The organism is Pseudomonas sp. YQ_5 (assembly GCF_043103305.1).
GTDB classification, from domain to species: Bacteria; Pseudomonadota; Gammaproteobacteria; order Pseudomonadales; family Pseudomonadaceae; genus Aquipseudomonas; species Aquipseudomonas putida_Y.
The window spans coordinates 40,303-61,153 of the sequence record NZ_JBICJS010000033.1 but is presented as its reverse complement, the minus strand read 5'-3'; the positions used below and the strand labels follow the sequence as shown (position 1 = coordinate 61,153).

Here is a 20,851-nt window from a genome sequence, read left to right as displayed (position 1 = left end):
TTCATCAGGCCAACCTGGTGAAATCAAGGCCTGCCTGACGGCAGGCCGTTACCGGCCCGCACACAAAAAATCTGACACTTCCGCGCAGCTCGCGATGCGCCGCGCGGGCGGCGCTCGATCTCACAAACACTGCAAATGCCACGTCATCCCCCGTCATCCCCCGTCATCCCCCGGCATCCCTCACGCCCCCTCACGCCCCTCATAGCGGACCCTTGCCCGACGAAGATGCGGCCAGCACAGACAAAACCCTACAATCCGAGTAAAGTGCCGCCCCCGCCGTTTTCAGCAAAAGGATCCCTTCCATGACACACCCTTTGGATATCGCCGTCGTCGGCGCCACCGGCAGCGTCGGTGAAGCCTTGGTACAGATCCTCGAAGAGCTGGCATTCCCGGTTGCTACCTTGCATCTGCTGGCCAGCATGGAATCGGCGGGCAGCAGCGTGATGTTCGCTGGCAAGAAACTGAAGGTGCGTGAAGTCGACAGCTTCGACTTCGCCCAGGTCAAGCTGGCCTTCTTCGCCACCGGGGCCGCCGTCAGCCGCAGCTTTGCCGGTAAGGCGCTACAGGCGGGCTGCACGGTGATCGATCTGTCCGGCGGCCTGGACGATGCCCTGGCCCTGGTGCCGGAAGCCAACGCCGAACGCCTGGCCAGCCTGTCGTTGCCAGCGCGCATCGTCAGCCCATGCTCGGCCGCAGTAGCCCTGGCCGTCGCGCTGGCGCCGCTCAAGGGCCTGCTCGACATCGAGCGGGTACAGGTGATGGCCGCGCTGGCGGTATCTGCGCAAGGCCGTGAAGCGGTCAGCGAGCTGGCCCGGCAAACCGCCGAACTGCTCAATGCCCGCCCGCTGGAGCCGCGCTTCTTCGACCGCCAGGTGGCATTCAACCTGCTGGCCCAGGTCGGTGCGGCCGATGAGCAGGGCCATACCGCGCTGGAGCGCCGCCTGGTCAGTGAACTGCGCGTGCTGCTGGGCCTGCCTGACCTGAAGATTTCCGTGAGCTGTGTTCAAGTCCCGGTGTTTTTCGGCGATAGCTTCAGTGTGGCCGTGCAAAGCCGTCGCCCAGTAGACCTGGCAGCGGTCAACCAGGCCCTGGAGGCAGCCGACAGCGTCGAGCGGGTGGAAAACGATGATTATCCGACCCCGGTAGGTGACGCAGTGGGCCAAGACGTGGTCTATGTTGGACGTGTACGTCACGGTGTTGATGAAGACCAGCAACTCAACCTTTGGCTGACCACCGACAACGTGCGCAAAGGCGCCGCGCTCAATGCCGTGCAAGTGGCGCAATTGTTGATTAAACACATGCCGTAAAAGATACTGGTGAGCACTTTTGTCCTGCTCCGCATGCAGGTTTCGGGACGATTCATACAAGGGAAGAGGTCATGCTTCGAATTCGCAAACTGGTTCTGGCCATGGCTGCAGCATCCGCGCTGTCGTCTGGCATGGCGAATGCGCTGGGCCTGGGGGAGCTGACCCTGAAGTCGGCACAGAATCAGCCGCTGGACGCCGAGATCGAATTGCTCGACGTGCGCGACCTCAAAGCCACCGAAGTGGCGCCGAGCCTGGCGCCACCGGAAGAGTTCAGCAAGGCCGGGGTGGCGTTTCCGACCTACCTCGAAGACCTGACCTTCACTCCGGTGATCAACCCAAACGGCAAAAGTGTGCTGCGCGTGACGTCAAGTCAGCCGCTGCCAGGGCCGGTGGTCAAGTTCCTGGTGCAGGTGATGTGGCCGCAGGGTCGCTTGCTGCGTGACTATAGCGTGCTGCTCGACCAGGCCAAGGCACAGGGCGAGAAACCTGCAGCGGGCAATGTCACACCGGCCATGACCGGTGCCAGCAGCTACACCACCCAGCGTCGCGACACCTTGTGGCAGATTGCCGCGCGTAATACCCAGGGTGGTTCGATCCAGCAAACCATGATTGCTATCCAGGCTTTGAACCCGGACGCCTTCATCGGCAACAACATCAACCAGTTGAAGGTTGGCCAGGTACTGCGCCTGCCCGATCAGCAGCAGATCCAGAGCATCGCCCAGGGCGAGGCGAACCGCGAGGTGGCCGAGCAGTATGCCGCCTGGCGTGAAGGCCGTCGCCTGGGCCCGCGTGCCCGCCAGCTGGATGCCACCCGTCGTGGCGCCGCCGAGGCTGCACCGTCGCGTATCGCCCAGGGCGACAACCTGCGCCTGGTCAGCCCGGGCAATCAGGCCGATGCCGGCCAGGCCAAGGCATTGAGTGACAAACTGGCCATGGCCCAGGAAAGCCTGGACACCAGCCGTCGCGACAACGAAGAGCTGAAAAGCCGCATGGCGGACCTGCAGAGCCAGCTGGACAAGCTGCAGCGCCTGATCGAGTTGAAGAACAGCCAGCTGGCACGTCTGGAAGGCCAGGGCGCAGCCGCGTCGACAGCGGCTGCCGCTACCCCGGACCAGCCAGCGGTCCAGCCGGCGCCTGCTGCTGCCGATGCCGCATCCAAGCCTGTGCCGGCCGCTCAGCCTGTACCCGCCAGCCAGCCGAAAGGTGCGCTCGACGCGGTCCTGGGCAACCCGTGGCTTTTGGGGATGATTGCCGGTTCCAGCATCCTGGTGCTGGCACTGCTGCTGTGGCTGCTGGCGCGCAAGCGCAAAGCCCAGCAAGAAGCTGAGAAGCACCTGCGCATGGCGCGGGCGCTGGAAGAAGAGCAGGGCACAGGTTTCGACAGCGATACCGAGAGCTTCGACGGCGTCGAAGCCACGGAGCCTGGCGTAACCCTGTCGCCGGCTGTGGTCGCCGCTTCGGCTGCTGCTGCCGTCGCTGCGGAAAAAGTGGCGGAACCGGCCGCCGAGGCAGAGCCCGAGCCTGAACCGCAAGCAGACCCGCACGCCGCACTGCTGGCACAAGTCGACCAATGCCTGTCCGAAGGCCGCCTGAATCGTGCCGCCGACCTGCTGGAGCCCGCCGTGGCCGCCGCACCGGAGCGTGACGACCTGCGTCTTAAACTGATGGACGTGTACGCCCGTCAGGGTGACCAGAGCGCGTTTGCCGAACAGGAGCGCCAGTTGCCGGCCAGCGAGCAGAACGTTGCCGAAGTCGCCGGGCTGAAAGAGCGTTATCCAGCCATGCTTGGCCTGGCCGCTGCCGGCCTGGGCGCGGCGGCGCTGGCTGCCGAAATGGATGAGCAATACGTGCAAGAGTTGTTGCACGATGAGCCCGAGGCGCCGGTGGTTGCTGATGTGGTGCCTGACGAGGTATCTGGGTTCGAACCGCAAGTGGAGGCTGAACCAGAGGCTGTCGGGCAAGCAGAGCCTGACGCAGAGCTGGATGCCTTCGATGAAGTGCCAACGCTCGATGCATCCGGCCTGGATGAGCAGGATCTGGACAGCACCTTCGACCTGAGCCTGGGTGAAGACCTGGCCGGTGAAGACCCGCTGGCCGCGTCTGTGCTGGACGAGCCGGTGGCACAGGAGGGGGTACCCGACGAGCTGGTAATCGCTGAACCTGTGCTGGATGAGCCCGTACAGGAAGAGGCTCAGCCAGAAGAGCCACCGTTTGCCGTGGATGCCGAGCTGCAAGCCGACGCCGACGCTGATTTCGAGGCCATGCTGGCGCAAGCCGAGCCTCAGCCTGCCGTGGACCTGTCTGATTTCGACCTCGACATCAGTGAACCTGTGGCTCCAGCCACTCCGGACACGGTGGAGCAGGGCCCGGTCGATGTCGCCGCCGAACTGGCTGCCTTCGACAGCAAGCCTGAGTTTGACCCGGTCTCCGAGTTTGACCTGCCATCGGACTTCGACTTGTCCCTGTCGCTGGACGACGATTCGCCGGCAGCCAAGAGCTTTGCCTCGGAGCTCAGTGACGTCAACGCCGAGCTGGACAAGCTGTCGCAGAGCCTCGAAACGCCTTCGTTGGAGCCGCACTTCACCAGCGAAGACGCGGTTGCGCAGCCAGAGCCCGAGCCATTGGACGACCTGGACTTCGACTTCTTCTCCGGCAGTGACGAAGTCGCCACCAAGCTCGACCTGGCCCGTGCCTACATTGACATGGGCGATAGCCAGGGCGCGCGCGACATCCTTGATGAAGTGGTCAAGGATGGCGACGACAGCCAGCGCCAGGAAGCCGAGGACATGCTCTCCCGGCTGGTTTGATGCAAGCAGGGCAGGCCTCTTCGCGGGCTTGCCCGCTCCTACAGGGACCCCACGAATTTTCGACCTTGTGAGTGAGCTGTGGGGGCGGACGCGCCCGCCACGAGGCCCGCAAATGCAGTGCGCATCCACCGGCAGCCCTACAAGGCTGCCGTTGTCGTTATAATCCCCGCCATTCCGTACACCCCACAGGTTTCATGCTCTTGGACATCATCGACACCGCTACCGCCGAATCCGCGGCCGAAGGCTACTCCCGCATCGCCCTGGGCGTGGAATACAAAGGTGCGCGCTACCGCGGCTGGCAGCGCCAGGCCAGCGGCGTGCCGAGTGTCCAGCAAGCCCTGGAGCAAGCGCTGTCCAAGGTCGCCAACGAGCCGATTTCGGTGATTTGCGCCGGGCGTACCGACGCCGGCGTTCACGGCTGCGGGCAGGTCGTGCACTTCGATACCCGTGCCGTGCGTGACGAGCGCGCCTGGACCATGGGCACCAACTTCAACCTGCCGCACGACATCAGCGTGGTCTGGTCGCGGCCAATGCCGGCCGACTTTCATGCCCGCTTCAAGGCCTGCGCCCGGCGCTACCGCTATGTGATCTACAACGATCCGATTCGCCCGGCGCACCTGGCCGAGGAAGTGACCTGGAACCACCGCCCGCTGGACGTCGATCGCATGGCCGAGGCCGCGCAGTTCCTGCTCGGTACCCATGACTTCAGCGCCTTCCGCGCCAGCCAGTGTCAGGCCAAATCACCCATCAAGCACATCTACCACCTGCGTGTTACCCGCCATGGCCAGATGATCGTGCTGGACGTGCGTGCCACCGCCTTCCTGCACCACATGGTGCGTAACATTGCCGGTGTGCTGATGGCCATCGGCGCCGGCGAGCGTCCGGTTACCTGGGCCCGCGAAGTGCTGGAAGGGCGCAACCGCCGCGAAGGTGGGGTAACGGCCCACCCATACGGGCTTTACCTGGTGCAGGTGGAGTACCCCGAAGCGTTTGCGTTGCCCAAGCGTTACATCGGCCCACACTTTTTGAGTGGTTACGAGGCGTTGGCAGACTGACGGGCGAAAAGCCATTTGCTAACATCCGCCCTTTCGCCGCAACAATCAGGGTTCGTGTTCCATGAGCAATGTTCGCAGCAAGATCTGCGGGATTACCCGCATCGAAGACGCACTGGCCGCTGCCGAAGCGGGTGCTGATGCCATCGGCTTCGTCTTCTATGCCAAGAGCCCGCGGGCAGTGGACGTGCGCCAGGCGCGGGCGATCATCGCCGAGTTGCCGCCATTCGTGACCACGGTCGGGTTGTTCGTCAATGCCTCGCGCTGCGAGCTGAACGAGATCCTCGAAGTGGTTCCGCTGGACCTGCTACAGTTTCACGGCGATGAAACCCCGCAGGACTGTGAAGGCTACCACCGCCCCTGGATCAAGGCCCTGCGTGTGCGCCCCGGCGACGACCTTGAGGCCGCCTGCCGGCTTTACGCGGGTGCCCGCGGCATTTTGCTGGACACCTATGTGCCGGGCGTACCCGGGGGAACCGGTGAGGCGTTCGACTGGTCATTGGTGCCGGCGCGTCTTGGCAAGCCGATCATCCTCGCGGGTGGGCTGTCGGCCGATAACGTTGGCCAGGCCATTGCACAGGTAAAGCCTTACGCGGTGGATGTCAGCGGTGGCGTCGAGCAGGCCAAGGGCATCAAGGATGCGGCGAAGATCGAGGCCTTCATGAAGGCGGTGAAACAGGCTTGATGGCAGATGTGACGGCTGGCTGCGCGCCATCGTCCATAGCTTTCGCAGCCCTGCTGGGCCGCCGCCAGTACCAATGGCGGCAAGAAAATACATTAGCGGTGGAGTGGCGCGCTGGAAGCCCCGGCGGCCGGTCCACCATCGTTTCATAAAAGATTTTGAGCTCAAGGGCAGGGCAGGGACGGTGATGCTGTCCCCCCGCCTGCCAATACTGGAGAAAGAAAGCATGAGCAACTGGTTAGTCGACAAACTGATCCCTTCGATCATGCGTTCCGAGGTGAAGAAGAGCTCGGTGCCCGAGGGCCTGTGGCACAAGTGCCCGTCCTGCGAGGCCGTGCTGTATCGTCCGGAGCTGGAAAAGTCCCTGGATGTCTGCACCAAGTGCAATCACCACATGCGTATCGGCGCACGTGCGCGTATCGACATTTTCCTTGACGCTGAAGGCCGGGCTGAACTGGGCGCTGACCTGGAGCCGGTCGACCGCCTGAAGTTCCGTGATGGCAAGAAGTACAAGGACCGCCTGACCGCTGCGCAGAAGCAGACCGGCGAAAAGGACGCGCTGATCTCCATGAGCGGCACCCTGATGGGCATGCCGATCGTGGTTAGCGCCTTCGAGTTCTCGTTCATGGGCGGCTCCATGGGTGCCATCGTCGGCGAGCGCTTCGTACGCGCGGCCAACTATGCCCTGGAAAACCGCTGCCCAATGGTTTGCTTCTCCGCTTCGGGCGGTGCGCGCATGCAGGAGGCGCTGATCTCGCTGATGCAGATGGCCAAGACCTCGGCCGTGCTGGCGCGCCTGCGCGAAGAAGGCATCCCGTTCATCTCGGTCCTGACCGACCCGGTGTATGGTGGTGTTTCCGCCAGCTTGGCGATGCTAGGTGACGTCATCGTCGGTGAGCCAAAGGCCCTGATCGGCTTCGCCGGCCCACGCGTGATCGAGCAGACCGTACGCGAGAAGCTGCCTGAAGGCTTCCAGCGCAGCGAGTTCCTGCTGGAGCACGGCGCCATCGACCTGATCATCTCCCGTGGCGAATTGCGCCCGCGTCTGGCCCGCCTGCTGGCGCAGATGACCGGTCAGCAAACCCCGGAAGAAGCGCGTGAGGCGGCTGCCGTCGCGTGATGAAACAACGATCCCTGGGCGAATGGCTCGCCTACCTCGAGCAAGTGCACCCCTCGGCCATCGACATGGGCCTGGAGCGGTCGCAGAAGGTGCTTGCCCGCTTGTCGCTGGGCAAGCTGGCGCCGCGCGTGGTGACGGTAACCGGCACCAACGGCAAGGGTTCGACCTGTGCCTTCGTGGCTTCGTTGCTGCGTGCCCAGGGGCTCAAGGTCGGTGTATACAGTTCGCCGCACCTGTTGCGTTACAACGAGCGGGTGATGATCGATGGCCAGGAGGCCAGCGATGAGCGCCTGTGCGAAGCCTTCGCCGCCGTCGAGGCGGCACGGGGCGATATTTCCCTGACCTACTTCGAGATGGGTACGTTGGCCGCGTTCTGGTTGTTCTACCAGTCGCAGCTGGATGCCGTGGTGCTCGAGGTGGGCCTTGGTGGCCGCCTGGATACCGTGAACGTAGTGGATGCCGACTTCGCATTGGTGACCAGCATCGGTGTCGACCATGTTGATTACCTGGGGGATACCCGCGAGCTGGTGGCCTTCGAGAAGGCTGGCATCTTCCGCCCGGGCAAGCCGGCCTTGTGCGGCGACCTGGATCCGCCCAAGCCGTTGCTGGACAAGGCCGCCGAACTGGCTGCGCCACTGTTCCTGCGCGGTCGGGAATTTGACCTGGCCAGCACCGATGGCTGCTGGAGCTGGCGCGGTACTGCGGCTGATGGCGCGCAGGTAGAGCTGCATGACCTGCCTTTGCTTGACCTGCCCATGGAAAACGCCACGCTGGCCCTGCAGGCTTACCTGCTGATGGGGCTGCCGTGGGACGCGGCGCAGGTTCGCCAGGCGCTGCTGGATACCCGTATCACTGGGCGTCTCGACCTCCGTAATTTGAACTGGCAGGGCAAGCCGGTAGCGTTGCTGCTGGATGTCGGGCATAACCCGCATGCGGCGCAGTACCTGGCCAGGCGCCTGGCGGCCCGGCCGCTGAAGGGGCGTCGCCTCGCGGTATTTGGCCTGCTCGCCGACAAGGATCTGGAGGGCGTTATCGCGCCGCTGCAGGGCCTCATCGACGACTGGGCGGTGGCGCCGCTGGATACCCCGCGCAGTCGCCCGGCCGCAGAGCTGGTCACGTCCTTGGCGAACCTCGGTGCCGCGGTGAAGTCTTATGCCAGCGTCGACGCAGCCCTTGAAGGGCAATGTGCGCAGGCGACGGCGGATGATCAGATCCTGCTGTTCGGTTCGTTTTTCTGTGTCGCCCAGGCGCTGGAATGGCTGGAGCGGCACGCCCAGGAGGGTGGAATAGATGGCTGTGCTGGATAAAGGGATGAAACAGCGCATGGTGGGTGCGCTGGTGCTGGTGGCGCTGGCGGTTATCTTCCTGCCGATGCTGTTTACCCGCGAGGACGAGATGCGCCAGGTGCACGTCGAAGCCCCGCAGGCACCGGCCATGCCCAGCCTGCCGGAAGTGAAGGTGGAGCCGGTTGCCGTACCGGAGCCGCAGGTTATTCCGGAGGCGCCGCAGCAGGCGCCCGTGGTGATCGACGAGTCGACTGCCCCGGCCAGTACGCCGAGCCAGCCAATTACCCCGTCACCGCAGACCCAGGCGCAGGTTCAGCCGCCCAAGCCGCAGGCGCCCGCGCCCAAGGTAGAGGCCAAAGCTGCTGCAACACCAGCGCCTGCCGCACCATCGAAGATCGACGTCAATGGCCTGCCAGTCAGTTGGTCGATCCAGCTGGCCAGTCTGTCCAACCGCGCCGGTGCCGAAAAGCTGCAGCAAACCTTGCGTAGCCAAGGTTATAACGCCTATATCCGTACAGCGGGTGGCATGAACCGTGTGTACGTGGGGCCGTTGATCGAGCGCGCCGAGGCCGAGCGCGTGCGCGACGCGGTCAACCGTCAGAACAGCCTCAAGGGCTTTGTGGTGCGCTTCCAGCCCGAGCGCAGCTGATTCCCCGGGGCGGCCATGCCGCCCATTTGCGAGTGGGCCCGCTCTTTCAGGTACCGCGTCGCTGCAAGGCGCACACAGAACCTGTGGGAGCGGTCTTGGCTGCGAATCGCCCAACACCAATCCAGCTGACATTCCGCTTACTCCCGGCCCGCCGCTCTGGTAAAATGCGCCGCCTCAAACGTCTGCAGGCAGCACCGTGGCATTTACCTTGGTTGATTGGGCGATCATCGCGATCATCGCCGTCTCCACATTGATCAGTCTCAAGCGCGGCTTCGTCAAGGAGGCCTTGTCCTTGCTCATCTGGATCATTGCCGGTGCGGTTGCCTGGATGTTCGGCGGTTCGCTCTCGGTGTATCTTGAGAGCTATATCCAGACGCCATCGATGCGCGTCATCGCTGGCTGCGCCATTCTTTTCGTCGCCACCTTGCTGGTGGGGGCCATGGTCAACTTCCTTGTCGGTGAGCTGATCCGCGTGACCGGGCTGTCCGGCACCGATCGTTTCCTGGGCATGGCCTTCGGCGCAGCGCGCGGGGCCTTGCTGGTAGTGGTGGCCATAGGCCTGATCAGCCTGGGGCCGGTTCAACAAGACACCTGGTGGCAGGAATCACGCCTGATACCACAGTTTCTCTTGGTCGCCGACTGGTCGAAAAACCTGATTCTGGGTTTCACCGACCAATGGACGCCCAGTGGCCTGATCAGCACTCCGGCTGATCTTCCGTTCAAGGAACAGTTGCTCGGGCCGTCCAAGCCCTGAGCACTATTCACTCAAGTTTCATCAAAGTAGGGGTTGCGTCGCATGTGTGGCATCGTCGGTATCGTCGGTAAGTCGAACGTCAATCAGGCGCTGTATGACGCGCTTACGGTCCTCCAGCACCGCGGCCAGGACGCTGCCGGTATCGTGACCAGCCATGACGGCCGGTTGTTCCTGCGCAAGGATAATGGCCTGGTGCGCGACGTGTTCCAGCAGCGCCACATGCAGCGCCTGGTAGGCAACATCGGCATTGGCCACGTGCGCTACCCGACTGCGGGCAGCTCGACCTCGGCCGAGGCCCAGCCGTTCTACGTCAACTCGCCTTACGGCATCACCCTGGCTCACAACGGCAACCTGACCAACGTCGAGCAGTTGGCCAAGGAGATCTACGAGTCCGACCTGCGTCACGTCAACACCAACTCCGACTCGGAAGTGCTGCTGAACGTGTTCGCCCATGAGCTGGCGGTGCGCGGCAAGCTGCAGCCGACCGAAGAAGACGTGTTCGCTGCGGTCTCCCATGTGCACAGCCGCTGCGTTGGCGGTTACGCCGTGGTGGCCATGATCACCGGCTACGGCATCGTCGGTTTCCGCGACCCCCATGGCATTCGCCCGGTGGTGTTCGGCCAGCGTCACACCGACGAAGGCGTGGAATACATGATCGCCTCGGAAAGCGTTGCCCTGGACGTGCTCGGCTTCACCCTGATCCGCGACCTGGCACCGGGCGAAGCGGTGTACATCACCGAAGAAGGCCAGCTGTTCACCAAGCAGTGCGCCGAAGCGCCAAAGTTGCAGCCGTGCATCTTCGAGCACGTCTACCTGGCTCGCCCGGACTCGATCATCGATGGGGTCTCGGTGTACAAGGCGCGTCTGCGCATGGGTGAAAAGCTGGCCGACAAGATCATGCGCGAGCGCCCCGATCATGATATCGACGTGGTCATCCCGATCCCGGATACCAGCCGTACCGCCGCGCTGGAACTGGCCAACCGGCTGGGCGTCAAGTTCCGCGAAGGTTTCGTCAAGAACCGTTACATCGGCCGTACCTTCATCATGCCCGGCCAGGCTGCGCGCAAGAAGTCGGTGCGTCAGAAGCTCAACGCTATCGAGCTGGAGTTCCGCGGTAAGAATGTGATGCTGGTGGACGACTCGATCGTGCGCGGCACCACCTGCAAGCAGATCATCCAGATGGCCCGCGAAGCCGGCGCCAAGAATGTCTACTTCTGCTCCGCGGCTCCTGCAGTACGCTACCCCAACGTCTACGGCATCGACATGCCGAGTGTTCACGAACTGATCGCCCACAACCGCACCACCGAACAGGTGGGTGAGTTGATCGGCGCCGATTGGCTGGTCTATCAGGACCTGCCAGACCTGATCGACTCGGTCGGCGGCGGCAAGATCAAGATCGAGCAGTTCGATTGCGCGGTGTTCAACGGTGAGTACGTCACTGGCGATATCGACGAAGCCTACCTCGACCGCATCGAGCAGGCCCGTAACGACTTGGCCAAGGTCAAGAACCAGGCCGTCAGCGCGATCATCGACCTTTACAACAACTGATTTTGGGAGCGACGGCATGACGGATCAATGGGATGCCGGGCGACTGGACAGTGACCTCGAGGGTGTCGGTTTCGACACCCTGGCGGTGCGCGCTGGTCAGAACCGTACCCCGGAAGGCGAGCACAGCGAAGCGCTGTTCCTGACCTCCAGCTATGTGTTCCGCACGGCAGCCGATGCTGCTGCGCGTTTTGCCGGTGAAACGCCGGGCAACGTCTACTCGCGCTACACCAACCCGTCGGTGCGTGCCTTCGAGGAACGCCTGGCGGCCATGGAAGGGGCCGAGCAGGCCGTGGGTACGTCCACCGGCATGGCGGCGCTCCTGGCCGTGGTCATGTCGCTGTGCAGCGCCGGTGACCATGTGCTGGTGTCGCAGAGCGTATTCGGCTCCACCATCAGCCTGTTCGAGAAGTACTTCAAACGCTTTGGCGTACAAGTGGACTACGTGCCACTGGTCGACCTCACCGGCTGGGAAAAGGCCATCAAGGCCAACACCAAACTGCTGATCGTCGAATCGCCCTCCAATCCGCTGGCCGAGTTGGTCGATATCACTGCGCTCAGCGAAATCGCCCATGCACATGGTGCCATGCTGGTGGTGGACAACTGTTTCAGTACCCCGGCGTTGCAGCAGCCGCTGAAGCTGGGTGCCGACATTGTGTTCCACTCGGCCACCAAGTTCATCGACGGCCAGGGCCGCTGCATGGGCGGTGTGGTTGCCGGCCGTACCGAGCAAATGAAGGAAGTGGTCGGTTTCCTGCGTACCGCAGGTCCAACCCTCAGCCCGTTCAACGCCTGGATCTTCACCAAGGGCTTGGAAACGCTGCGCCTGCGTATGCGTGCACACTGCGAAAGCGCTCAGGCCCTGGCCGAATGGCTGGAGCAGCAGGACGGCGTGGAGAAGGTGCATTACGCCGGCCTGCCCAGCCACCCGCAGCACGAACTGGCCAAGCGCCAGATGAGCGGTTTTGGTGCAGTGGTCAGCTTTGAGGTCAAGGGTGGCAAAGAGGGCGCGTGGCGTTTCATCGACGCGACCCGAGTGATTTCCATCACGACCAACCTGGGTGACAGCAAAACCACCATCGCTCATCCGGCGACCACCTCACACGGTCGTCTGTCGCCGCAGGAGCGTGAAGCGGCGGGTATCCGCGACAGCCTGATCCGCGTTGCCGTGGGCCTGGAAGACGTGGCCGACCTGCAGGCTGACCTGGCGCGCGGGCTGGCAGCATTGTGATCGAAATCAGCGGCAGCACCCCGGGCCACAATGGCCGGGTAGCCTTGGTCACAGGTGCCGCCCGCGGCATCGGTCTGGGCATTGCCGCATGGCTGATCTGCGAAGGCTGGCAAGTGGTGCTGAGTGATCTGGACCGCCAGCGTGGTACCAAAGTGGCCAAGGCGTTGGGCGACAACGCCTGGTTCATCACCATGGACGTTGCCGACGAGGCCCAGGTCAGTGCCGGAGTGTCCGAAGTGCTCGGGCAGTTCGGCCGGCTGGACGCGCTGGTGTGCAATGCGGCCATTGCCAACCCGCACAACCAGACGCTGGAAAGCCTGAGCCTTGCACAATGGAACCGGGTGCTGGCGGTCAACCTCAGCGGCCCGATGCTGCTGGCCAAGCACTGTGCGCCGTACCTGCGTGCGCACAATGGGGCGATCGTCAACCTGACCTCTACCCGTGCTCGGCAGTCCGAACCGGACACCGAGGCTTATGCGGCAAGCAAGGGCGGCCTGGTGGCTTTGACCCATGCCCTGGCCATGAGCCTGGGCCCGGAGATTCGTGTCAATGCGGTGAGCCCGGGCTGGATCGATGCCCGTGATCCGTCGCAGCGCCGTGCCGAGCCGTTGAGTGAAGCTGACCATGCCCAGCACCCAACGGGCAGGGTAGGGACCGTGGAAGATGTAGCGGCCATGGTTGCCTGGTTGCTGTCACGCCAGGCGGCATTTGTCACCGGCCAGGAGTTTGTGGTCGATGGCGGCATGACCCGCAAGATGATCTATACCTGAGCACCTTGTTTAATCTGCGTCTGTCTCTTCGCGGGTAAACCCGCTCCTACAGTCGGACATTAACCGTCGTAGGAGCGGGTTTACCCGCGAAGAGGTCGGCACAGGCAATCACATCACGTTGCCTTTTTGAAAAAAATTCAATGGGGCTATTGACTTAGCTTCGCCACCTGCGTAAATTTCGCGGCCTCAGCGAAGCAAACGCAACAAGCAACATCGCGAGGGTGATTAGCTCAGCCGGGAGAGCATCTGCCTTACAAGCAGAGGGTCGGCGGTTCGATCCCGTCATCACCCACCACTTCCTGAGATGTTCCTGGAGTATCGGATTCGCAAGAAGCCTATATCCAGAGAGGAACGCACTGCGCAGCGGTAGTTCAGTCGGTTAGAATACCGGCCTGTCACGCCGGGGGTCGCGGGTTCGAGTCCCGTCCGCTGCGCCATTTTTCAGTAACAGATGGGTGCCTTGCACCGGTCTGAGGCCACAAGGCAAACGCCTTGGGCTGATCCCAGTTTCAATCGGGCGCAAGCCTGAACGATACGCAGCGGTAGTTCAGTCGGTTAGAATACCGGCCTGTCACGCCGGGGGTCGCGGGTTCGAGTCCCGTCCGCTGCGCCATCTTCGTTTCAAGGTCCCTAGAACGCCTTGAAGCAAACACAAGAGAAGCGATCACGTTATCGCTTTTTTTGTGCCTGCCCTGAGGCCATTGCGCCGGAAAGGGTAGACCCAGTTTTCAATCGGGCGAAAGCCTGAATGATACGCAGCGGTAGTTCAGTCGGTTAGAATACCGGCCTGTCACGCCGGGGGTCGCGGGTTCGAGTCCCGTCCGCTGCGCCATCTTCGCTTCAAGGCCCCATGAACGCCATGAAGCAACGTTAAAGCGACCTTCGGGTCGCTTTTTTCGTTGGTGCACCTGGCAAATGCCGGCCTTTACCCGGTTCTACACCAAGCTTACAGATTCTTCACCGACCAGTGGTTCCTGTGCCTGCCTGCTGTGTTGCACAATAGGCACTTCCCTCACATACCCGGAATTCGCAATGACCAGATCTTCCGTCTTTGGTGCGCTCGGGCTGGCCCTGGTGCTGGCGGGCGTGACCGGTTGTTCCTCGAAAAAAGCGGCCGTCTATGAGCACGAGAACTTCGATGACTCGGGCACCTTCTCGCGCAGCTTTCCGGTGAGCGATGCCGGCTCTTGCGAGGCCGCCCGGCGTGCTTTGCTCAGCCAGGGATACATCATCACCAGCAGCGGCGCCAACCAGGTGGTGGGTAACAAGAGCTTTCAGCAAAACAGCGAGAACCACCTGCAGATCAGCTTCAATGTCACCTGCGCACCGGACGTGAGCGACGACCAGCACTCGACCATGTTCGCCAACGCCCTGCAGGACCGCTATGCGCTGAAAAAGTCCAACACCTCGGCCAGCCTGGGCGTGGGGGTGCTGGGTTCGGTGTCGATGCCGATCGGCTCCAGTGACGACTCGATGGTCAAGGTAGCTAGCGAGACGGTGACCGCGGCACAGTTCTATGACCGCTATTTTGCCTTGGTGGAGAGTTACCTGCCCAAGCCGAAGAAGGTCGAAAAGGCCAAGGTCGAGGCGCCCAAGGTGGAAAAGCCGGCGGTGGACCTGGGGCTGCCGGAGCAGGCTGCGGCGAACCCGGTGGCGCCGGCCCCGGCAGCTGCACCTTTGGTTGAAGCGACGCCTGCACCTGCGGGGGTAGCCCCGGCCAGCGAGGCGGCAGCGGCGCCGGTGGTGGATGACAGCCAGGGTTCGCAGCCGGTGGCCCCACCGGTGGAAGCTGCACCCATTCAGGTGCAGCAGGATGCCCAGCCGGCCGAGCCTGCTGCCCCCTCCCTTTGATTGCGAGCGTGAAGCGCTAACCCCTATGGGAGCAAGAGGCCGTCGCCCTGACGTATGTAGCCAGGCAGTCCCCTCGTACTGCAGTGCAAGTCTTATGACGTGCCCGAGGCGTGGGCGTCACCGTTCTGTCTCATCAGTCGCCCTGGTTTCTCCTTGACCATGCAACCCAATACAACGGTCAGCACGGTGGCTAAGCAAAGCATGAATGCCATGCCCATCAAACCGGCGCTGAACGAGCCGGTAACGTCTTTTAGCCAGCCGACAGCGTAAGGACCCACCAATCCGCCCAAGCTTCCTGTTGCGTTGATGAATGCAATGCCACCAGCGGCTGCTTGCTTGCTCAGAAAGGTAGAGGGAATGCTGTAGAAGCAGGTACGTACGGAACACAGACCGATGAGGGCAACTGTCAGCCCGAACAAAGCGGGCAGGAGGTTACTGTAGACCACCGAGAATATGAAACCGGCAGCCCCGGTGCCGCAGGTGAGTGCCAAGTGAAGGATATAGCGTCTTTTATGAGCAAGTAACTTGGCCCACAGCAGCATGGCAACACTGGCAATCATGTAGGGTGCGGCGGAGATCCATCCGATCTGCATGGTCGTCAGGTTATGACTCTTCAGAATTTGTGGGAGCCATACACCGATGCCCAAAATGCCGATGATGTAGCTGAACAGAATGGCTGCGAGCAACCAGACACGTGGGTCCTTGAGTGATTGGCGGAAGCTGTGCGCGCTTTTGGATTCGTGCTCAGCGTCCAAAACAGCTTGCAGAGCTGCTTTCTCTTTCATCGTAAGCCAGTTGGCATCTGCCGGTTTGTCGGCCAGCAGGCGTAAACACAAAAGGCCCAGGAAGCATGCTGGAAGCCCTTGGAGAACGAGCAACCATTGCCAGCCAGCGAAGCCCCAGATGCCATCCATTTGCAACATGGCGGCAGACAAGGGGCCGCCAAGAACGGACGACATAGGGATCGCGAACAGAAACCACGCCATAATCTTCGTACGGTAGTGAGCGGGAAACCACAAGGAAAGGAAGAAGATGACGCCAGGGAAAAATCCTGCCTCAGCAATCCCCGCGAGCAATCGGATCACCGCATAGCTGGTGGGGCCTTGTGCCAGGGAGGTTGCGGCGGCAAACAGTCCCCACGTGATCATTATTCTGGCAATCCACCGTCGAGCCCCATATTTGTAGAGTGCCAAGTTGCTCGGGACTTCAAATATGCAGTAACCCAAATAGAAAATACCCGCTGCGAAACCAAACTGCGACGCGGTTAGCCCTAGGTCATCATTCATCGTGAGGGAGGCGAACCCGACGTTGGTGCGATCCAGATAGTTGAAAAAATAAGCAAGGGCCAAAAGCGGAACAAGCCGTAGTGCGGCTTTTTTACACGCGCGTATTTCCGCAGGATCTCTTTCCTGCGCAGTTGAAGCAGTCAAGGTAGTCATCTGGCGACCATTATTTTTTAGAGAAAGAGCTCGGCAGCATAGAGCAGCTAAAACTCAGACCGCCAAGACCTTTAGACCATGACTTGCCATACCATCACGGCATACGTTTGCCATGCCCTACAGGCATTGCACTCTATAAAGACAAAGCATTAGTGTTTTTTCGGATAATGAATAATATCGCTGGTCACGTTCCGGCCCTGTTGGGTATCCACTCTACCGACCAGAACAGAATTCTCATGTTTGGTCGTGGCGTCTGGCTTATGCTCAGGTCTTTCACACACCGCTTGGCTACCGTGCGGGTATGCCAGGCGTTTTTTTTGCCCGAGTTTCGTGGACGGTACGGGGCATAACGGCTGTAGGCCTGCTTATCGCCGTCTGGAAGGAGCCATCGCGAGGATCGAACCTGAATGCTCACTCATCCTCAGGCAGACTAAGTGATGCACGGATGGCGTCTGCGAGGGTCATGAGGATCGGCGCGTACCGTTCGATCACATTTTCCGGCGCTTCGGCGGTTGAGAGGCTGATGTTCAGAGCGTGTGTCTTGTAAACCGGGTGATCAAGCGGAGTCGCGATAGCAATGACCTCAGGCTGCCAAGAGGCTGCGCAATAGCCATTGGCTTTCACATCAGCAATCGCCGCTTCAATATCTCGCACCAATTGCCCCGCCTTGGCTTCGCATCGTCTCGAACTGAACAGCTCGATCAGCGGTCTTCGTTGCGCAGCGTCCAGAATCGAAAGGTAGGCCCTGCCCAGGGATGTCATATCCATGGGCAGCCGTTGGCCGGTCAGTACGTTTCGCGGGGATTTGCGTTTACTGAAGCGTATGGATTCCAGGTAGATCATCTCGTCACCGTCCGCTGCGGCAAGGCCAACATTCACTTGGTGTTCCCGAGCCACCTGCGCCATCAGAGGCGTAGCGACTTGAAGCAGGAAACTGCCGTGATACATGGAGTGAGCCATGGCCAATACCGAGGGCGCTAGCCTGTAGCCACCTGAAATGGTGTCGTAGTCGAGAAAGCCAGAACGAACGAGGGTTTGTGAAAGCCTGCTTACAGTTGATTTGGACAAACCTGTGGTTTCGCTCAGGTCACCGTTGGTGAGGTGCTCGCTGCCTGGCCTGAATGCACGAAGGATATCCAATCCGCGTTCTAGCGAGCGATTCAATGGTGCCTTGCCCTGCCCGGGAATGTAGGGGGAGGTGGTACCTCCCTCGCCTTGTTCCATCAGGTGGAACGGTCGCGTTGTCATGAAAACCCCTCTCCCTCAGATTGCAAACAAGCTTGGCTCATCGCCGGGCGGTCAATCAACCGAATAATAAGAGAGGTACCGCATGACGACTTCCCCGGAACTGTCGACACCGATCGACCTTGCCGTTACCAACGGTATTGCAACCCTGACCCTCAACCGCCCAGAGGCGCGTAACGCCATCAGCGACGATATGCGGACTTTGCTCATCGATCACCTCGAGCATGTCGCAGCGGACAGCAGCATCAAGGCGCTGATCGTGACTGGCACTGGCAAAGGGTTCTGCGCGGGTGGCGACATCAAGGGCATGCAAGCCCGGATGAGTGCACCGGCCGGTTCGGTCGCCTTCAACGGTTGGAAGCGTCAGCAACGCGTCCATCACGCGGTATCGCTGCTTCATAATCTGCCTAAACCCACCATTGCTGCGGTCAATGGCGCGGCGACCGGTTTGGGCTGCGATATGGCCCTGAGCTGCGACTTCATCATCGCTTCCGAGCAAGCCTCGTTTGCCATGAGCTACATCGCCCGAGGACTGATCCCTGATGGCGGTGGCTTGTACTTCCTTCCCCGCCGTGTGGGGCTGAGCAAGGCCAAAGAGTTGATTTTCAGCGGCCGTACCGTTAGGCCATCCGAAGCACAGCAAATCGGCATGATCGACCGTGTGGCCGCGCATGAGAACCTTCTCCCGGAGGCTCAGGACTGGGCTCTGCAAATTTCTGCTGGTTCGGCAACCGCTTTGGCGCTGAGCAAGTCGATTCTCAACAACACCTTCGAGCTGACCCAGAGCCAGATTTTTTCCATGGGCAGTCAAGCCCAAGGTATCTGTTACACCTCCAGCGAGCATCAAGAGTCGGTCGCTGCCTTCCTTGCTCGCAAGGCAGAGCGGAGCTGAATCATGGACCAGATTGCACGCCTTCTCAGCCCCGGCAGCGTCGCCGTCATCGGCGCATCGGGTGATGCCCGGAAGACCTCTGGCCGTCCTATCGCATTTCTTCGCAAACACGGTTTCAAGGGCCGACTGTACCCGGTGAACCCGCGGTATGAAGACATTGACGGATTGCGCTGTTACCCCTCCGTGGAGGCTTTGCCTGAGGTGCCGGACGTCGCAATCATTCTGCTTGGGCCGGAGCGGGCCAACCAGGCTGTCGCCGAGCTGGCTGCTCGCGGCTGCCCAGCAGCAATCGTACTGGCGGGAGGTTATGGTGAGACCGGCACGACCGGAGCGCTACGCCAAGAGGAGCTCAAGGCAGCACGAGGCTCGATGAGAATTCTTGGCCCTAATACCATCGGGCTGGTTAACCTCACGGAGCGCGTGACCCTGTCTGCGAGTGGTGCATTGGACATGGACGAACTGCTCGCCGGCCGCATCGCTGTGGTTTCCCAGAGCGGCGGTATCCTGGGGGCACTTCTCTCTCGCGGTGTCGCTGCTGGAATCGGTTTCTCGAAGCTTGTTTCGACCAGCAACGAAGTGGATCTGGACGTCGCAGACTTCGTTGATTACCTCGCTGATGATCCAGCCACATCGGTCATCGCGCTCTACATAGAAGGGCTGCGCGACAGCGAGAAATTCAGCCGAGCCGCTGGCAAAGCCCGCAAAGCTGGCAAGCCAGTGGTGGTCTACAAGGTTGGGCGTTCCGAGGCAGGTGCCCACGCCGCCAATTCGCACACTGGCGCGCTGGCCGGCTCCGACGACTTGTACTCCGCTTACTTCCGACAGCTAGGTGTGATTCGCGCGGAGACCTTCGCCGATCTGCTCGATATCCCCTTTGCTTTGGCTAGCGGCAGACCGATGAATGGCCACCGTGTGGCAATCCTGACCTCGACCGGTGGCGCCGGGACGCTGATTGCCGATAACCTCGGCATGAGTGGTTTCGAGACGCCTGCACCTGGGCTGGAAACTGCTGAAAAGCTACGCAACCTGGATATCGGTGACCAGGCAGTGCTCGATCGCAACCCTATCGATCTGACGCTTGCTGGCTTGCAGCCCGAGTTGATGCGCAGCGCCATCGGCATCCTGCTGGACAGTGATGACTATGATGCTGTTGTCAGCGTGGTTGGCTCATCGGGAGTCGCGCAACCTCATTTGATGGCGGACGCTATCCGCGACAGCTTGGCCAGCTCGGAGAAACCAGTCCTGGCTTACATCAGTCCGCACGCCCCCGCTGCGGCTCAGCGGATCAACGGTTCGGGGGGGGTGGCGTTCACCGCCCCTGAGAGCTGTGCCAGCGCGCTCCGGGCTTTGCTGATGCGCACCAAGTCAAGCCCGCCAGGCGAGCCGGGGGTCGCTCCATCTGCTGCTGAAGGTTCGACCCAAGCGCTGCCAAGTGGCCCGCTTGATGAAGCACGGAGCAAGCGCTTGTACGCGAGCTTCGGCATTCCTGTTACTCGAGAGCGGGTGGTGAAGAATGCCCTCGAGGCAGCGCAGGCTGCGCGTGAGCTCGGCGGGCATGTAGCCTTGAAAGTACTGTCTGAGCGGATCCCGCATAAGAGTGAAGTGGGCGGAGTGGCCCTGCATCAGTCTTCGGACACCGTCGGTGATTGCCTGGAACGGATGCGTGACGAGGTCGGCGGTCATGTTGGCTTTACCCCGGAGTCGTTCCTTGTCCAGGAGATGGTCACTGGTGGGCAGGAGTTGATTCTCGGGTTCCACCGAGACCCTCAGCTCGGTCCGGCACTGCTGCTCGGAATGGGAGGCGTCACTGCGGAGCTTTTTCAGGATACGACTCTGCGTCTGCTTCCTGTAAGTGAAGATCAAGCCCGCGAGATGCTCAGTGAGCTGAAAACCTACCCGCTTCTGGATGGCTTCCGAGGAATGCCGAAGGCAGATGTCGACGCTGCCGCCAGGTGCATCGCAGCGTTTTCGAAAATGGCCATGGCGCTCGGCGAGCGATTGGTTGAGGCGGAAATCAATCCGCTGCTTGTTCGCCCCGCAGGTCATGGAGTGGTCGCGCTCGATGGTTTGACGATCGTTGCATGAATACTGGCTGTTCCACTCTGTGGAACAGTCTCTTTGACCCTGTATTTCGCACTTGCATAATCAAAGAACGCTTCATTTCTGACTCATAAAAATAAGTAGGTCGCTATGAACACTCTCTATACCGCCTCTTCAAGGC

General features: G+C 61.5%; 16 protein-coding genes and 4 tRNA genes. 18 read left to right on the top strand and 2 right to left on the bottom strand.

What is annotated here, in order from left to right; translation table 11 throughout:
- Positions 1 to 302 precede the first annotated feature (302 nt).
- From ACF8EA_RS06100 to ACF8EA_RS06025, 16 genes are all read left to right on the top strand, one after another.
- Entirely contained in the window at positions 303 to 1,307 is a 1,005-nt protein-coding gene (locus ACF8EA_RS06100; RefSeq protein ID WP_252458547.1) for an aspartate-semialdehyde dehydrogenase, read from the top strand.
- Positions 1,308 to 1,378: 71 nt separating this feature from the next.
- Positions 1,379 to 4,114 (top strand): FimV/HubP family polar landmark protein, encoded by a 2,736-nt coding sequence (locus ACF8EA_RS06095; protein ID WP_392521297.1) that lies wholly within the window; start codon positions 1,379 to 1,381, stop codon positions 4,112 to 4,114.
- 194 nt (positions 4,115 to 4,308) lie between these two features.
- Complete coding sequence (truA, locus tag ACF8EA_RS06090; RefSeq protein ID WP_274118697.1) at positions 4,309 to 5,169, top strand: tRNA pseudouridine(38-40) synthase TruA; 861 nt, start codon at positions 4,309 to 4,311, stop codon at positions 5,167 to 5,169.
- Positions 5,170 to 5,230: 61 nt separating this feature from the next.
- On the top strand, positions 5,231 to 5,851 hold the full coding sequence (locus ACF8EA_RS06085) for a phosphoribosylanthranilate isomerase (protein WP_021784488.1): 621 nt from the start codon (positions 5,231 to 5,233) through the stop codon (positions 5,849 to 5,851).
- Positions 5,852 to 6,074: 223 nt separating this feature from the next.
- Positions 6,075 to 6,968 (top strand): acetyl-CoA carboxylase, carboxyltransferase subunit beta, encoded by an 894-nt coding sequence (gene accD, locus ACF8EA_RS06080; RefSeq protein ID WP_021784489.1) that lies wholly within the window; start codon positions 6,075 to 6,077, stop codon positions 6,966 to 6,968.
- Entirely contained in the window at positions 6,968 to 8,275 is a 1,308-nt protein-coding gene (gene folC, locus ACF8EA_RS06075; protein WP_392521296.1) for a bifunctional tetrahydrofolate synthase/dihydrofolate synthase, read from the top strand. Before accD ends, folC begins: the two co-directional genes overlap by 1 nt.
- Entirely contained in the window at positions 8,259 to 8,903 is a 645-nt protein-coding gene (locus ACF8EA_RS06070) for an SPOR domain-containing protein (protein WP_103443909.1), read from the top strand. Before folC ends, ACF8EA_RS06070 begins: the two co-directional genes overlap by 17 nt.
- Positions 8,904 to 9,099: 196 nt before the next feature.
- On the top strand, positions 9,100 to 9,657 hold the full coding sequence (locus tag ACF8EA_RS06065; RefSeq protein WP_021784492.1) for a CvpA family protein: 558 nt from the start codon (positions 9,100 to 9,102) through the stop codon (positions 9,655 to 9,657).
- A gap of 42 nt (positions 9,658 to 9,699) precedes the next feature.
- Complete coding sequence (purF, locus tag ACF8EA_RS06060; protein WP_004574897.1) at positions 9,700 to 11,205, top strand: amidophosphoribosyltransferase; 1,506 nt, start codon at positions 9,700 to 9,702, stop codon at positions 11,203 to 11,205.
- Between the two features lie 16 nt (positions 11,206 to 11,221).
- Positions 11,222 to 12,433: an O-succinylhomoserine sulfhydrylase gene (locus ACF8EA_RS06055; RefSeq protein WP_021784493.1), complete on the top strand. Its 1,212-nt coding sequence runs from the start codon at positions 11,222 to 11,224 to the stop codon at positions 12,431 to 12,433.
- Positions 12,430 to 13,203 (top strand): SDR family oxidoreductase, encoded by a 774-nt coding sequence (locus ACF8EA_RS06050; protein ID WP_323600561.1) that lies wholly within the window; start codon positions 12,430 to 12,432, stop codon positions 13,201 to 13,203. Before ACF8EA_RS06055 ends, ACF8EA_RS06050 begins: the two co-directional genes overlap by 4 nt.
- Positions 13,204 to 13,422: 219 nt before the next feature.
- Positions 13,423 to 13,498, top strand: a tRNA-Val gene (locus tag ACF8EA_RS06045).
- 65 nt (positions 13,499 to 13,563) lie between these two features.
- Positions 13,564 to 13,640, top strand: a tRNA-Asp gene (locus tag ACF8EA_RS06040).
- Between the two features lie 99 nt (positions 13,641 to 13,739).
- A tRNA-Asp gene (locus ACF8EA_RS06035) sits at positions 13,740 to 13,816 on the top strand.
- 142 nt (positions 13,817 to 13,958) lie between these two features.
- A tRNA-Asp gene (locus ACF8EA_RS06030) sits at positions 13,959 to 14,035 on the top strand.
- A 200-nt stretch (positions 14,036 to 14,235) separates the two neighbouring features.
- Positions 14,236 to 15,054, top strand: a complete 819-nt coding sequence (locus tag ACF8EA_RS06025; protein ID WP_392521295.1) for a DUF2242 domain-containing protein — start codon at positions 14,236 to 14,238, stop codon at positions 15,052 to 15,054.
- Between the two features lie 92 nt (positions 15,055 to 15,146).
- On the opposite strand, the gene ACF8EA_RS06020 is transcribed toward ACF8EA_RS06025, so the two are convergent.
- Together ACF8EA_RS06020 and ACF8EA_RS06015 are read right to left on the bottom strand one after the other, a co-directional pair.
- Positions 15,147 to 16,493 carry an MFS transporter gene (locus ACF8EA_RS06020; protein WP_392521294.1) on the bottom strand — a complete coding sequence of 449 codons (1,347 nt, stop codon included), beginning with the start codon at positions 16,491 to 16,493 and terminating at the stop codon, positions 15,147 to 15,149.
- 411 nt (positions 16,494 to 16,904) lie between these two features.
- Positions 16,905 to 17,741, bottom strand: coding sequence for an IclR family transcriptional regulator (locus tag ACF8EA_RS06015; protein ID WP_392521293.1), 837 nt, complete (start codon positions 17,739 to 17,741; stop codon positions 16,905 to 16,907).
- An 82-nt stretch (positions 17,742 to 17,823) separates the two neighbouring features.
- On the opposite strand from ACF8EA_RS06015, the gene ACF8EA_RS06010 reads away from it, so the two are divergent.
- Both ACF8EA_RS06010 and ACF8EA_RS06005 read left to right on the top strand, forming a co-directional pair.
- Positions 17,824 to 18,630 carry an enoyl-CoA hydratase/isomerase family protein gene (locus ACF8EA_RS06010; protein WP_392521292.1) on the top strand — a complete coding sequence of 269 codons (807 nt, stop codon included), beginning with the start codon at positions 17,824 to 17,826 and terminating at the stop codon, positions 18,628 to 18,630.
- A gap of 3 nt (positions 18,631 to 18,633) precedes the next feature.
- Positions 18,634 to 20,715 (top strand): acetate--CoA ligase family protein, encoded by a 2,082-nt coding sequence (locus ACF8EA_RS06005; RefSeq protein WP_392521291.1) that lies wholly within the window; start codon positions 18,634 to 18,636, stop codon positions 20,713 to 20,715.
- Positions 20,716 to 20,851: the final 136 nt, after the last annotated feature.